This is a genomic window from Microbacterium sp. cx-59, assembly GCF_020805625.1.
GTDB lineage: Bacteria > Actinomycetota > Actinomycetes > Actinomycetales > Microbacteriaceae > Microbacterium.
In genome coordinates this window covers 172616-187112 of sequence record NZ_JAJHGO010000008.1, presented here as the reverse complement: position 1 = coordinate 187112, position 14497 = coordinate 172616, and the positions used below count along the sequence as shown (strand labels likewise).

14 protein-coding genes are annotated in these 14497 nt (G+C 70.0%); 9 read left to right on the top strand and 5 right to left on the bottom strand.

The window, feature by feature from the left end; genetic code table 11:
* Positions 1-14 precede the first annotated feature (14 nt).
* Genes LMI96_RS11610 through acs form a run of 5 tightly spaced genes read right to left on the bottom strand, consistent with a single transcriptional unit; the run spans position 15 to position 4320 of the window.
* Positions 15-992, bottom strand: coding sequence for a hypothetical protein (locus tag LMI96_RS11610; protein WP_228361580.1), 978 nt, complete (start codon positions 990-992; stop codon positions 15-17).
* Between the two features lie 13 nt (positions 993-1005).
* On the bottom strand, positions 1006-1632 hold the full coding sequence (locus LMI96_RS11605) for a hypothetical protein (RefSeq protein ID WP_228361579.1): 627 nt from the start codon (positions 1630-1632) through the stop codon (positions 1006-1008).
* A gap of 60 nt (positions 1633-1692) precedes the next feature.
* Positions 1693-2112 (bottom strand): hypothetical protein, encoded by a 420-nt coding sequence (locus LMI96_RS11600; protein ID WP_228361578.1) that lies wholly within the window; start codon positions 2110-2112, stop codon positions 1693-1695.
* Entirely contained in the window at positions 2109-2309 is a 201-nt protein-coding gene (locus tag LMI96_RS11595) for a hypothetical protein (protein WP_228361577.1), read from the bottom strand. The genes LMI96_RS11600 and LMI96_RS11595 overlap by 4 nt, the downstream gene beginning before the upstream one ends.
* 31 nt (positions 2310-2340) lie before the next feature.
* On the bottom strand, positions 2341-4320 hold the full coding sequence (gene acs, locus LMI96_RS11590) for an acetate--CoA ligase (protein ID WP_228361576.1): 1980 nt from the start codon (positions 4318-4320) through the stop codon (positions 2341-2343).
* A gap of 601 nt (positions 4321-4921) precedes the next feature.
* Here acs and LMI96_RS11585 point away from each other — a divergent pair.
* The 9 genes from LMI96_RS11585 (at position 4922) to LMI96_RS11540 (ending at position 14461) form a co-directional block, all read left to right on the top strand.
* Complete coding sequence (locus tag LMI96_RS11585) at positions 4922-5971, top strand: TadA family conjugal transfer-associated ATPase (protein WP_374197484.1); 1050 nt, start codon at positions 4922-4924, stop codon at positions 5969-5971.
* Positions 5959-7236 (top strand): type II secretion system F family protein, encoded by a 1278-nt coding sequence (locus LMI96_RS16190; protein ID WP_308015767.1) that lies wholly within the window; start codon positions 5959-5961, stop codon positions 7234-7236. Before LMI96_RS11585 ends, LMI96_RS16190 begins: the two co-directional genes overlap by 13 nt.
* Positions 7237-7335: 99 nt before the next feature.
* Complete coding sequence (locus tag LMI96_RS11570; protein ID WP_228361575.1) at positions 7336-7611, top strand: DUF4244 domain-containing protein; 276 nt, start codon at positions 7336-7338, stop codon at positions 7609-7611.
* A 23-nt stretch (positions 7612-7634) separates the two neighbouring features.
* On the top strand, positions 7635-7973 hold the full coding sequence (locus tag LMI96_RS11565; protein ID WP_228361574.1) for a TadE family protein: 339 nt from the start codon (positions 7635-7637) through the stop codon (positions 7971-7973).
* On the top strand, positions 7973-8314 hold the full coding sequence (locus LMI96_RS11560) for a helicase (RefSeq protein WP_223722859.1): 342 nt from the start codon (positions 7973-7975) through the stop codon (positions 8312-8314). The genes LMI96_RS11565 and LMI96_RS11560 overlap by 1 nt, the downstream gene beginning before the upstream one ends.
* 61 nt (positions 8315-8375) lie before the next feature.
* On the top strand, positions 8376-11105 hold the full coding sequence (gene topA, locus LMI96_RS11555) for a type I DNA topoisomerase (protein WP_223722860.1): 2730 nt from the start codon (positions 8376-8378) through the stop codon (positions 11103-11105).
* Entirely contained in the window at positions 11102-11731 is a 630-nt protein-coding gene (tmk, locus tag LMI96_RS11550; RefSeq protein WP_228361573.1) for a dTMP kinase, read from the top strand. The genes topA and tmk overlap by 4 nt, the downstream gene beginning before the upstream one ends.
* A gap of 40 nt (positions 11732-11771) precedes the next feature.
* The gene (locus LMI96_RS11545) at positions 11772-12926 is read left to right on the top strand and encodes a DNA polymerase III subunit delta' (protein WP_228361572.1); all 1155 of its coding nucleotides are present in this window, start codon (positions 11772-11774) and stop codon (positions 12924-12926) included.
* A complete protein-coding gene (locus tag LMI96_RS11540; RefSeq protein WP_228361571.1) occupies positions 12923-14461 on the top strand; it encodes an alpha/beta hydrolase in 1539 nt (512 codons plus the stop codon). Before LMI96_RS11545 ends, LMI96_RS11540 begins: the two co-directional genes overlap by 4 nt.
* The last annotated feature ends 36 nt before the right edge of the window (positions 14462-14497 follow it).

The following is a 14497-nucleotide window of genomic DNA, read 5'->3' as shown; positions in this document are numbered from 1 at the left end:
GGTCTGTGCATCGCTCATTGCCTTTCCATCCCGCACGCAGAGGGGTGACGTGTCAGGACTTCGGGCGGAGACTTCTCCGGCGGGGTGCGGGTGCCGGCGCGGAATGCGGCGAGGCCGGCATCGAAGTCCATCGCCGAGCCCACGAAGAGCACGCTCTCGTCGGGCGCGACGTAGATCTTCCCGCCACCGCGAACGGTGTGGACGACGCACACGCCCGCGCCGTCCTCGAGAGGGATGGTGCGGAGCTCGGCGTCGGGAGCGAGCTGAGCGAAGAGCTCCTCGGCTACCGCGGAGAGTCGGTCGTTCGGGTGTGGGTCGGTCACGTTAGATCCTCGCGTCGGGCGGTCAGGGAAGGGTGGGATCGGCGAAAGGCCGTCGTAGGCGACTCGACCGGACTCGTCGTGCACGGCGAGGACGACGCTCTTGTCAGCGACGACGACGAATCCCGGCGGAAGGTTGAGGGTCGCGAGGAGTGCCGGCCTCTCAAGGAACACGGTGTACGCCTTCGCGATGTCGCCCGCGTCCACGTCCGACGCCGGCTGCGGCGGGACGGCTACGTCGACGAGCCATCCCGAGAAGGGGGAGCCGTCGAGTTCCTCACATCGGATACAGACGGTGTCGGCCTGCCATGCCCCCTCGATCTGGTAGATCGAGTTGTCGAAGTTCGTCGGAGGCCCGAGCGGGAGACCGCTGCGCTCGTGGAAGTCGTCCTGCATCGCCCGAATCCAGAGTGCGTCCGTGAGGTCCTCGCTCACGCGACGGCGCGGGAACATCGACCGGAAGTTCGGTGCGACGGCGATGAGACCGTCCTCGACCTCGCGCAGTCTGATGGGCGCCCACCCCAGGTCGATGGACGCACCACCGATCACCGTGTCGCGCTCGAACAGGTCGAGCGCAGCGACGGCGGACGCCACCATGTCGTCACGAACGGTCGCGCGGATGTTCACTCCGGTCACGCGATGGTCGATCGTGACGCGATTCGCACTCGTCATCCGTGGTCGCCGTTCACAACGGCCCCTGAGCCAGGATCGAGAAGTCGGCCTCGCGGAAGACCGCTTCCATGCCCTGGTCATTGACCACGGCGGCGACGCCGGGCGGGAGGAAGAGCGCGCGAACCGCGTGCTTCTTCAGCTGCAGGAGCTGCGCGGCGGGATAGCGGGTCATCTCCCCGGGCGGCAGTGCCTCGCCGGGCGGAGTGGGGTAGACGTCCATGTACCACCCGCTGTCGTGCGGGCGAGGCGCGCTGCGTGACAGGGTCCAGCGCTCGGCGTCGATCGCCCGGTTGGCGATGATCACGTCCTGGTCGAAGTTCGTCGGGGTCGGCTCATCGATCTCCGCCATCGACAGGACGAGAGTCTGCCCCACGAGCGTCCACAGCGCGAGCGTCAGGTCGTCGGTGATCTCCCCGTCCGCATGATCCTCGTATCGTGGGGCGACCACCGTGTAGGCGTCCTCTGAATCCTGGCGGAGGATGAAGGGCCCCCATCCGAGCTGCACGCTCAGCCCATCGCGGAACTCGGCGCGGTATGGCCGGAGGGCTTCGATGATGCCGCCGACTTGTGCGGACAACTCGCCCATGGCGCTCCCGCTCACGCGAGCTCCGTCGATGTCGGTCGTCACGGTCTCCAGCACGTCGTACCTCCTGTCGTCTCGTCGTTCCACATTAGGTGCTCACCGTCGCCCGATGAGCGATCACGCACCGTCGAGGAAGTCGTCGATGGCATCGGTCACCGCGTCGAGAGCCTCATTGCTGATCCTGCGCAGCATGGCGCGCGTCTCCGGCGTGATGGGAGCGAAGGCGGGGTGCCCTGGCCATGCTTCGAGCGGCTTGGAGCCCGTCGACGCGTTGGTCCGCGGACCCATGCCCCAGAAGTTCGCGGAGAGGTTCACGATGTCGAGCATCTGCTCGTAGGTGAGGTCCCGGAAACCCCGGAGGTCGACGATCCTTCGAAGAGGAATGATGTGGTCCGCTTGGAACGTCGTGGGACGGTAGTCGGGCTGCGCCGGGTCGGGGCGCTCTTCGCCCCTCTCGTACGACCCTTGAACGAGGTCGCGGATCTCGTCGGTCCGTGTCTTCGGCTGGAAGTGCTCGGCGAGCTGCTGGGACGTCATCCCGTCAGTCCGGCCTGGGGGATGTCCATGCCGGCCAGATTGGTGAGGGTGCCGTTGAGCTCGCCCTTGGCGCTCGTGATCGACGAGCTGAACTCCGACCACGCGGAGGCCGCGTCGCCAAGCTTGCCGGTGTCGGCGTCGGGGAGGACCACACCGATCTGCGCGAGGGCGTCCATGACGAACTCGATGTGCGACACGGAGGGGAGTGCGTGTCGCACGTCGCCGCGATTACTTGCTCTTCACTTGACCCTTGATCGTGCTCATGACCATCGTGTCTGCCAACGTCGTCGTGTCGCCGACCTCGCGCCCCTCCGCAACGTCACGAAGGAGGCGACGCATGATCTTTCCGGATCGCGTCTTCGGAAGTTCGGTCACGATATAGATGTCGCGAGGACGAGCGATCGCGCCGATCTGTTGCGCGACCCACGCGCGTAATTCGACTATCAACGCCTCGAGTTCATCGGGATTCACAGCGTGCGAGTTCTTAATACATACAAAAGCGACGACCGCCTGGCCGGTGGTCTCATCCGAGGCGCCGACGACGGCCGCCTCGGCGACGGCCTCGTTCCCGACGAGGGCCGATTCGATTTCGGCGGTCGACAGCCGGTGCCCCGAGACGTTCATCACGTCGTCGACGCGACCGAGCAGCCAGACGTCGCCGTCGTCGTCGAGGCGCGCACCGTCGCCCGCGAAGTAGAACCCGCGAACCGCGAACTTCTCCCAGTAGGTCTCGACGAACCGGTCGGGGTCGCCCCAGATCCCGCGCAGCATGCTCGGCCACGGACGCGTCACCACGAGCAGACCGCCGTTGCCGTTGCCGACCTCCGTGCCGGTGTCGTCGACGACGTCTACCGAGATCCCGGGCAGCGGCACCTGCGCCGACCCGGGCTTCGTCTCGGTGACGCCGGGCAGCGCCGAGATCATGATGGCGCCCGTTTCGGTCTGCCACCACGTGTCGACGATCGGTGCGGTTCCCGCGCCGATGACCGACCGGTACCAGACCCAGGCCTCGGGGTTGATCGGCTCGCCGACCGATCCGAGCAGACGCAGGCTCGACAGGTCGAATTCCTGCGGCACCTGGCGTCCGATCTTCATGAACGACCGGATGGCGGTGGGGGCCGTATAGAGGACCGTCACGCCGTACTTCTCCACGATCTCCCACCAGCGTCCCGGATGCGGTGAATCGGGCGTTCCCTCGTAGATCACCTGCGTCGCGCCGTTCGCGAGCGGCCCGTAGGTCACGTAAGTGTGGCCCGTGATCCATCCGACATCCGCAGTGCACCAGTACACGTCCGACTCGGGGTGGATGTCGTGCACCACGCTGTTCGTGAACGCCGCCTGAGTGAGGTAGCCGCCGGACGTGTGCAGGATGCCCTTCGGCTTACCGGTCGTGCCCGAGGTGTAGAGGATGAACAGCGGGTTCTCCGCCGGAAACGCCTGCGCGATGTGGTCGGCGGATGCGGTGGCCACCGCCTCGTGCCACCACAGGTCGCGACCGTCGACCCAGTCGACGTCGTTGCCGCCGCGTCGGACGACGAGGACGTGCTCCACCGTCTCCTGGGGGCCGGCGCCGTTCCGATCGGCGAGGGCGAGGTCGACCGCCGGCTTCAGCGCCGAGACCTTGCCCTTCCGATACCCGCCGTCGGCCGTGATCACGAGCTTGGCCCCGGCGTCGTCGATGCGGGCGCGCAGGCTGTCGGCCGAGAATCCGCCGAAGACGACCGAGTGCACCGCGCCGACGCGGGCAACAGCGAGCATCGACGCCACCGCCTCGGGAATCATCGGCAGGTAGATCGCCACCCGGTCGCCCTGTCCGATGCCGAGTTCGGTGAGCAGATTCGCGAGCCGCTTTACCTCGTCGGTGAGTTCCGCGTAGGTCACCCGTCGCTGATCGCCGGGCTCGCCCTCCCAGAGAAGTGCGACGCGGTCGCCGTGGCCTGCCTCGACGTGACGGTCGAGGCAGTTGTACGCGACGTTAAGCTCGCCGTCGGCGAACCAGGTCGCGAACGGCGGATTCGACCAGTCCAGCACCTCGGTGAACGGGCGGTGCCAGTGCACGTACTCGCGCGCTCGCGCGGCCCAGAACGCCTCCGGGTCGGCGGCCGCCTCGGCGTAGAGCGCGGCCGTGCCGACGGCATCGGCGGCGAAGGCCGCATCCGGAGCGAACCGGCGGTCCTCGGAGAACAGGTGGTCGATCTGGCTACTCATGTGCGCTCCTTTGCGTACCGCGCCACCGGGCGCCGTGAGGGTGGCGCGACCTACGCGCCGGGTCCCATCCTGCGACCCGCGGCGAGGGACGCGCCACCCCCGTTAGTTGGTGACGGATGCGGCAGGGGACACGCGCCGATTGCTGTTGGCGCGTCCCATCGGGCGCGCGTATGCTCATGGTCGCCCGCGATCTATTCGGGTGTGCGCGATCTCTCAGTGCCCCCCATTCGGAGGGTCGCGCACGGCGGCATCCTCACCCCCCATGAGGATGCCGCCTTCTTTTTTGTGCGAGGGTGCGCCCTCGCGTGACGGAGGGGCCGACCGCATCTCCACAGCGGCGATATTCGGCGAGCTGTCCACGGACGGGGGTCTGGGCGGGGTGCCGCCGTCGCTCGCGACCTAGCGTCGTGCCATGCCCCCGCCGTTCGTCGTGAGTCCCCGCGCGGAGACGCCAAGCCTGCCCGACGCCTCGGTGTCTCGAGCGGTGGCGCGCGGTGTGCCGGCCGGGGTGCGATCGGATGCGGCGGGCGCGTCGCGTGCGGATGCATTCGGGGCGCCGCGTGCGGATGCATTCGGGGCGCCGCGCGCGGATGCATTCGGTATGCCGCGTGCGGAGCCGTTCGTGGTGCGCCCCGCGGCCGCGTTGGGCGCAGCAGCGACTTCGGCGGTTGCTCGCGCGGACGCTTCCGCGCCGCACGCGCCGCGGATCCCGCCGGCGAGGGCACGCCTGCCGGAGGCGTTGCGCGCGCACGCCGATGATCCGGCGGTCACCGACATCTTCGTCAACGGGGCGCGCGGACTCTTCGTCGACCGCGGCGCCGGCGCCGAGCGCGTGGCACAGTGGCGGGCCGGCGAGGAGGAGGTGCGTGAACTGGCGGTTTCCCTCATCGCGCTCGGCGGTCGGCACATCGATGACGCGACGCCGTGCGTGGATGTGCGCCTCGATGGCGGCATCCGCGTGCATGCCGTGCTGCCGCCCGTGTGCGCCGACGGCACGACGATCTCCATCCGCGTGCCGCGTGCCGACATCGTCGACCTCGCGGGGCTCGAAGCGCGCGGGGTGTTCGGGGACGCCGGGCGCGCGATGCTCGAGGGCTTCGTCGCCGCGCGCGAGAACCTGCTGGTGACGGGTGCGGCCGGAACCGGCAAGACGACTCTGCTGGGCGCACTCCTGGCAACGGCGCCCGCGGGGGAGCGCATCGTGACGATCGAGGATGTCGCCGAGCTCCGCATCGATCATCCGCACCACGTCCGGCTCGAGGCGCGCCAGCCGAACCTCGAGGGGGCGGGCGGGATCGGGCTCGCGCAGCTCGTCCGCGAGGCGCTCCGGATGCGGCCCGACCGGCTCGTGGTCGGGGAGTGCCGGGGCGCGGAGGTCCGCGAACTCCTCTCCGCACTCAATACGGGTCACGACGGCGGGGCGGGGACGCTGCATGCCAACGGTCTCCGCGACGTGCCGGCGCGGCTGGAAGCGCTCGGCGCCCTCGCCGGACTCGATGACCGGGCGCTCGCGCGGCAGGTGGCGAGCGCGATCGGGTGGGTCGTGCATCTCGAGCGCGGCGCCGACGGAGTGCGCCGGGTCGCCGGAGTCGGGCGCCCCGGCATCCGGAACGAGCGGCTGGTCATCGAGGAGGCGCCGTGGCCCGTCTGACTCTCCGCCGTGCTCCCGCACCGGCTGATCGCACGCCCGAGATCGCGTTGCGGCTCGCTGTCCTGCTGCAGGCCGGCGTCGCTCCCGCGGGTGCATGGCGCTTCCTTGCCGAGTCCGGCGAAGCGGATGCCGCGGCCATCTCCGCCCGTCACGCTTCCGGTTCCGACCTGGCCGGCGCGATCGCCGCGCAGGGCGAGCGTTGGGCGCCGATCGCCGCTGCGTGGCGGGTCGCGACGGAAGTGGGCGCGCCGCTCGCCGCCGGGCTCCGTGCCATCGCCCGTGCGCTCCGAGAGGCCGATGAATGCCGTGACGAGGTGCAGGTCGCGCTCGCCGAACCTGCCTCGACCGCACGGCTGATGACCTGGCTGCCGCTCGTCGCGGTCGTGCTGGGCGTCGCGCTCGGGGTCGACACGCTCGGGGTGCTGACGACGAGTCCGGGCGGGATCGCCTGCCTCGTGCTGGGCCTCCTGCTCATGGGCGCCGCCCACGTGTGGACGCGTCGGCTGGTCCGAGGAGCGGCCCCGCCCCCGCAGGTGGCGGGGCTCGGCGCAGAACTGATCGCGATCGCCCTCAGCGGAGGCGTCTCGATCGAGCGCGCGCGCCGGCTCGCGGACGACGCGCGTGGGCGGGACGCAGCGGGGGCGGACGCTGCGGCGCCCGAAGCGAGGAGATCTGCTCGGGCGAGGGCCGGGAACGCTGTATCCGTCCTCGCTTCGGCAGATCTCCTCGCTCCGGGCCGCATCGGTGCGCGCGGCCACCCCCTCGGCGCACCGAGAACCCCGAAGACACGGAAAACCCCGAAGACACCAGGAACTCCGAAGACTGCGCAGCCCCAGGGAACCTCGCAGCTTCCATCCACCTCGGGTGCCCGCGGCGCGCCGGGCCGCCGGAGCGCGCCCGGCCGTCGGAACGCGCCGAGCCGCCGCAACGCGCCGAGCCGCCGGAACGCGCTGGGCCGCCGCAACGCGACGGTCACCGAGCCTGCCGCCCCCGCGTCGACATCCGCTTCGCACGAGGACGGCGATGCCGAGATCGATCGGATTCTCGAGCTCTCGCGGTCGGCGGGTGTTCCGGCGGCGGAGTTGCTCCGCGCCTCGGCGGCGATGGCGCGTCAGCGTGCCCGCATCGAGGGGCGGATGCGGGCGGCCCGGCTCTCGTCCGCCCTGCTCGTGCCGCTCGGCGTCTGCGTTCTGCCGGCGTTCATCGTGCTCGGCGTCGCGCCGATGCTCATGGCGATCCTGTCGTCGACCTCGCTGGGGGTGTGAGCGACCGTGCCCACGCAGACCGTGCCCACACAGACCGTGCCCACCCCTCGCCCGCACAGACCGTGCCCACCATCGTGCCCCTCTATAGAAGGAGACATCATGTCCGTCATCCGTCACCGCACCACGCTTCGCCCTCACCGCGCGCCTCTCGAGCGGCCCGCGTCCACCGGGGCCGGTCGCCCGCATCCGCCGGCGCTCACGTCGCTCCGTGCCCGCCGCCTCTTCGCCGACGACACCGGCGCCGCAACCGCGGAGTATGCGATCGCCACGATGGCGGCCGTCGCGTTCGCGGGTTTGCTGGTCGTGATCATGCGTTCGGACGAGGTGCGCGGCATCCTGGAGGATCTCATCCGCCGCGCGCTCACGGTCGAATGAATCCGCCGCGCGCTGACGGTCGAATGAGCCGCCGGCTCGGCGACCGCGGCTCGGTCAGCGCCGAGTTCGCGGTCGCCCTGCCGGCGATCGTGCTGCTGCTCGTGCTGTGCATCGGCGCGCTGTCGTCGGCGTCGTGGCAGGTTCGACTGCAGGACGCGACGGCGGATGCGGCACGCCTGATCGCCCGCGGCGACGACGAGGGCCGTGCGCTCGCTCTCGTCGCGGGCTCTGCTCCGGGGGCGCAGGGCGTCGTGGAGTACTCGGACGACCTGGTGTGCGTGACCGCGACCGCGCCCGCCGGGATTCCGGTCGTCGAGCTGCGGTTCACCGCATCCTCGTGCGCCCTGGGCGGCGGCCGCTGATGGCCGGATCCGCCGCGTCGACCGGGGTCGTCGCGGTCATCGTCACGCTGACGCTCGGCCTCGCCGCGGCGGGAGCGGCGGCGGTTCATGCGCAGCGCCTTTCGGGCACGGCGGATGCGGCGGCGCTCGCCGCGGCGGACGCCGCATCCGGCGCTGTTTCGGGATCTCCGTGCGCCCGCGCCGACGAGATCGCGACCCGAGCCGCCGCAGAGGTCGTATCCTGCGAAGTGGTGGGTCTCATCGCGACCATCCGGGTCTCGGCCGCTTTCGGGCCGTTTCCCGCCTCGGCAGCCGCGCGAGCGGGGCCGCCACCCGGCCAGACGATCGTCGTCGGCCGCTGATGCCTCCCAGCCGCCCCGATCTTGCGGGTGTGTATGGTGTGCATCGACGAAAGGACCACTGTTGGCACAGGGCGCGAAGGCGAAGACCGGTCAGGGCAAGAAGCTCGTGATCGTCGAGTCGCCGACGAAGATGACCTCCATCCAGGGCTACCTGGGTGATGCGTACGAGGTGTTGAGCTCTGTCGGCCACATCCGTGATCTGGCGAGCAAGAAAGACATCCCGGCGGAGAAGAAGACCGCGTACGGCAAGTACTCGATCGACGTCGACAACGGCTTCGATCCCTTCTACGTGGTCAACGACCGCAAGACGAAGACGGTCACCGAACTCAAGCGGGCGCTCAAGGATGCCGACGAGGTTCTGCTCGCCACCGATGAAGATCGCGAAGGCGAAGCCATCGCGTGGCACCTGCTCGAGGTCCTGAAGCCCAAGGTCCCCGTCAAGCGCATGGTCTTCCACGAGATCACCGCCGACGCCATCCGTGCCGCCGCCGAGAACACCCGCGAACTCGACCTCGCCCTCGTCGACGCGCAGGAGACCCGTCGCGTGCTCGACCGCCTCTACGGGTGGGACGTCTCGCCGGTGCTGTGGCGCAAGGTCGGCAGCGGTCGCGAAGGCACGGCGCTGAGCGCCGGGCGTGTGCAGTCCGCCGCGACCCGCATGGTCGTCGAACGTGAACGCGAGCGGATGGCGTTCGTCTCCGCCAGTTACTGGGACATCGAGGCTCTCGCCGCCAAGGGCGAATCCGCGTTCACCGCGCGGCTGGCGCGTATCGATGGCGCACCGCTCGCCCGCGGCACCGACTTCGATGACCGCGGCACGCTGAAGAAGGCCGTCATCGTGCTGTCCGAGACCGAGGCGCGCGCTCTCGCCGCCGCGATCGAGACGACCGGTGAGTTCACGGTCGCCAGCGTCGAATCCAAGCCCGGTACCCGCAGCCCCAAAGCCCCCTTCACGACCTCCACCCTCCAGCAGGAGGCGGGGCGCAAGCTCTCGATGAGCGCCAAGCACACGATGAGTGTCGCCCAGCGTCTCTACGAGAAGGGGTACATCACTTATATGCGCACCGACTCGACGTCGCTGTCGAAGCAGGCCATCACGGCGGCGCGCGAGCAGGCCGTGTCGCTGTACGGCGACCGCGCCGTGCCCGCGAACCCCCGCACGCACGCCAGCAAGAGCAAGAACGCGCAGGAAGCGCACGAGGCGATTCGTCCGTCGGGCGAGCACTTCCGCACCCCGGCATCGATCTCGTCCGAGCTCGACCGCGACGAGCAGCGCGTCTACGACCTCATCTGGAAGCGCACGGTCGCCAGCCAGATGTCGGACGCCAAGTACGAGACGACGACCGTCACCCTGGCGCTCACTGCAGACGGCAAGGCCGTCGAGTTCACCGCATCCGGCACCGTGTACACCTTCAAGGGCTTCCTCGAGGCGTACGAAGAGGGTCGCGACGAGAAGCGCGCCGACGCCGACAAGGCCGACGACCAGTCGCTTCCCGCGATGGCGGTCGGCGACACGCTCGCCGCGAAGGACGTCGAGCCGAAGGGCCACAGCACCTCCCCGAAGCCGCGTTACACCGAAGCGAGCCTCGTGAAGGCGCTCGAAGAGCGCGGCATCGGGCGCCCCTCGACGTTCGCCAGCATCATCGATGTGATCCTCGACCGCGGCTACGTGAGCAAGCGCGGCCAGGCGCTCGTGCCGAGCTGGCTGGCCTTCAGCGTGGTGCGTCTTCTCGAAGAGCACTTCGCCGACCTCGTCGACTACGACTTCACGGCCGCGCTCGAAGACGACCTCGACGCGATCGCCCGGGGTGAGCAGCGTCGGGAGCAGTGGCTCCGCGACTTCTACTTCGGGTCCGAGAACCACGTCGGTCTTCGTCACATCGTCGAGAACCTCGGCGACATCGATGCGCGCGAGCTCAACTCGACGCGCATCACCGACACCGCGACGCTCCGGTTCGGCAAGTACGGCCCGTACCTCGAGGTCACCGAGTCCGATGACCCCGAGGCGAAGCCGCGCATCGTGAACGTGCCGGAAGAGCTGGCGCCCGACGAACTGACGCCCGAGAAGGCGCAGGAGCTCATCGATGCGCCCGTCGCGGGTGACCGCGTGCTGGGGGAGAACCCCGGCAACGGCAAGCTCGTCGTCGTCAAGGACGGCCGCTTCGGTCCGTACGTCCAAGAGGTCGAACCGACCGATCCGGATGCGGTCGACGAATCGACCGGCGAGGTCGTCGAGGCCCCGAAGAAGCGCGGTGCCAAGAAGGAAGTCGCCCCGAAGCCCCGTACGGCGTCGCTGTTCAAGAGCATGTCGGTCGACACCGTCGACCTCGAAACCGCGCTCCGGCTCCTCGACCTGCCGCGCGTGGTCGGGGTCGACCCGGCGACGGAAGAAGAGATCACCGCGCAGAACGGCCGGTATGGTCCGTACCTGAAGAAGGGCACCGACTCGCGCTCGCTCGACAGTGAGCAGCAGATCTTCGACGTCACCCTCGAGCAGGCGCTCGAGATCTATGCGCAGCCCAAGTACGGCGCGCGGCGCGCATCGAGCGCGCTCAAGGAGTTCGACGCCGATCCGGTCAGCGGAAAGCCGATCAAGATCAAGGACGGCCGCTTCGGCGCCTACGTCACCGACGGTGAGACGAACGCGACGATCCCGCGCGGGGAGACCGTCGAGGACGTCGACTTCGAGCGCGCGAAGCAGTTGCTCGCCGACAAGCGTGCGAAGGGCCCGGCGCCCAAGCGCACGGCGGCGAAGAAGACCACGACCCGCAAGCCCGCCGCGAAGAAGTGAGCAGCGCACCCGGCCTCTGGGTGACGTTCGAGGGCGGAGACGGCTCGGGCAAGACCACCCAGGCCGCCCTCCTCGAGCAGTGGCTCATGGATGCGGGGCGCACGGTGACCCGCACCCGCGAACCCGGCGGAACCGAGGTGGGCGTCCTCATCCGCGACATCGTCCTGCACCACCGGGGCGAGATCGCGTCTCGCGCGGAAGCACTGCTCTACGCCGCCGACCGCGCGCACCACATCGAGACCCTGGTGCGCCCGGCGCTCGCGCGCGGCGAGGTCGTCATCCAGGACCGATATCTCGACTCGTCGGTCGCGTACCAGGGTGCCGGGCGCGTGCTCGACCCCGCCGAGATCCGTTCGTTGTCGCTGTGGGCGACCGGAGATGCGCTGCCCGACCTGACCGTGCTGCTGGATCTCGCCCCGGATGCGGCGCGCCGTCGACTCGACGCGGCAGACAAACCGTTCGATCGTCTCGAGGCGGAGAAGGCGGACTTCCACGAGCGCGTGCGCGCGGCTTTTCTCGCGCTCGCCGCCGAGGAGCCCGATCGATTCCTGATCGTCGACGCGGCACTCCCGCCGGACGAGATCACCGACGTCATCCGTCAGCGGATCGCTCCACACCTCGCTTGAGCGGCGTTCGCCGTCGGGGGTCGCCGTTAGGGTGAACCGTATGGAAACTGCGCCCGCCACCTTCCCCTGGGAAGACGTGTGGGGGCAGGACGACGCCGTGCGGATGCTGCGCGCCGCGGTCGATGATCCGTTGCAGATGACCCACGCCTGGCTCATCACGGGGCCGCCCGGGTCGGGTCGGTCGACGCTCGCCCACGCGTTCGCCGCGTCGCTGATCGCGGAGCCCGGCGACGAGCCGGCGATGCGTCAGGTGCTCGCCCGGTCGCATCCCGACCTGACGGCTCTGCGCACCGAGCAGGTCATCATCCGCATCGAAGAGGCCCGCAAACTCGTCGAGCGGGCGTACTTCTCGCCGTCGCTCGGGCGATACCGGGTGATCGTCGTCGAAGACGCCGATCGTATGGCCGAACGCACCTCCAACGTGCTGCTGAAAGCGCTCGAAGAACCTCCCGAGCGCACCGTGTGGGTGCTCTGCGCGCCGAGCGACGCCGACCTGCTGCCGACGATCCGTTCCCGCGTGCGCACCGTGCGCCTGAAGGAGCCCGAGGTCGACGACGTCGCCCGCCTGATCGCTGCCCGGACGGGAGTCGACCCGGCGATCGCTGCGCAGTCCGCGCGGCACGCGCAGCGCCACATCGGGATGGCGCAGCGGCTGGCCACGGATGCCGACGCCCGCGCCCGGCGCGACGACACGCTGCGTGCCGTGCTGGCCGTCCGGGGCGTCGGCGACGCCGTGGAGGCGGCGACCCGGATCGTGCAGGCCGCCGGCGACGATGCCAAGGCCATCACCGCCCTGCGCGACGAAGCCGAGCGCTCCGATCTTCTCCGGATGGTGGGGGTCGCCCCGGGCGCCGCGGTTCCTCCCGCGGTCCGTGCGCAAGTGAACGCCCTCGCTGATGAGCAGAAGCGCCGCGCGACGCGCAGCCTCCGCGACGGGATCGACCGGGTGCTCACCGATCTGCAGTCGATGTTCCGCGACGTCATCATGCTCCAGTACGGACGCGCGGACGACCTCATCAACACCGAGCTCGACGACGACCTCCGCGCGCTCGCTGCCGCGTGGTCGCCCGCGCGCACCCTGCTTGTGCTCGATGAGATCGCCCTCACTCGGCGCAACGTCGAACGCAACGCCGCGCCCGCCCTCGCCATCGAAAGCCTGCTCGTCGCCGTCGCCACCGGAAGGACCTCCTCATGACCCGCAGCTCCCGCACGATCCGCGGTGTGTTCATCGCGGTGGTCGCCGCCGCATCCGTCGCCCTCGCGGGGTGCTCGTTCATCCCGGACTCCCCGACGCGGCCGAGCACGAGCGCGGAGCCCGACGTGTCGGGCGTCGAGGAAGCGCTGATCCCGTTCTACAGCCAGGATCTCGCCTGGGAGGACTGCGGGGGCACCTTCGACTGTACGACGGTGCGCGCACCCCTCGACTGGAACGAGCCCGACGCGGGTGACATCGAGCTCTCCGTCGTGCGCCAGCGGGCCACGGACGGCGAGCCCCAGGGATCCCTGCTCACGAACCCGGGCGGCCCGGGCGCGAGCGGTGTCGACCTGATCCAGGGGTCGATCGACTTCGCCGTCGGCGAGGCGCTGCAGGCCGACTACGACGTCATCGGGTTCGACCCGCGCGGGGTCGGGCGGTCGACCGCGGTGAAGTGCTACGACGCGAGCGAAATGGATGCGTACCTTTTCGACATCCCCGCGGGAACCCGGGGGAGCGCGCAGTGGACGGATGAGCTGACCCAGCGCAGCGCCCAGTTCGCGGCGGCGTGCGACGAGAACAGCGATGGCATCCTCCCGTTCATCACGACGGTGCAGTCGGCGCGCGACATGGACCTGCTGCGCGGGGTGCTCGGCGACGAGAAGCTCAACTACCTCGGCTACTCGTACGGAACGTTCCTCGGTGCGACCTATGCCGACCTGTACCCCGACCGCGTCGGCCGCCTCGTGCTCGACGGTGCGCTCGACCCGCAGGCCAGCTCGCTCGAGGTCTCGACCACGCAGGGCGTCGGGTTCGAGTCGGCGCTGCGTAGCTACATGGCCGACTGCCTGGGCGGCAGCGACTGCCCGTTCGCCGGAACGGTCGATGACGCCATGGCCGACCTCGGCACGCTCCTCGCGAGCGTGGATCGCACTCCGCTCGCCAACGACGACGGCCGCCAGCTCGGTGCCGACTCGTTGCTCACCGCGATCATCGCTGCCCTCTATTCGCAGGACAGCTGGCCCTACTTGACCACGGCCCTCAGCAGCGCGCTGCAGGGTCAGGCCGGTCCGGCGTTCCAGCTCGCCGACTTCTACTACGCCCGCTCCGGGGGAACGTACTCCGACAACTCCACCGAGGCGTTCACGGCCTACAACTGCATGGACTACCCGGCCGACAACGCCGACGACCAGGCGGCTGCGGAGGCGCTGCTCGCCGAGAAGGCGCCGACGGTCGCACCGTACTGGGGCACGACCGACGGCTGCGCCTCGTGGCCGGCAGAAGCCACCGGCACGCGCACCGCGCTGACCGCCGACGGCGCGGCCCCGATCGTGGTCGTCGGAACGACCGGCGACCCGGCGACGCCCTACGAGTGGTCGGTGGCACTCGCCGACCAGCTGTCGTCGGGCGTGCTCATCACCCGCGTCGGCGAGGGGCACACCGGCTACAACAAGGGCAACGCGTGTGTCGACGACGCGGTGGAGAAGTACTTCACCGACGGCACCGTGCCGACGGACGGCCTGCGCTGCGAGTGAGCGCGGCGGTCGCCGGTTCGCCGGGACGCTCGTGAA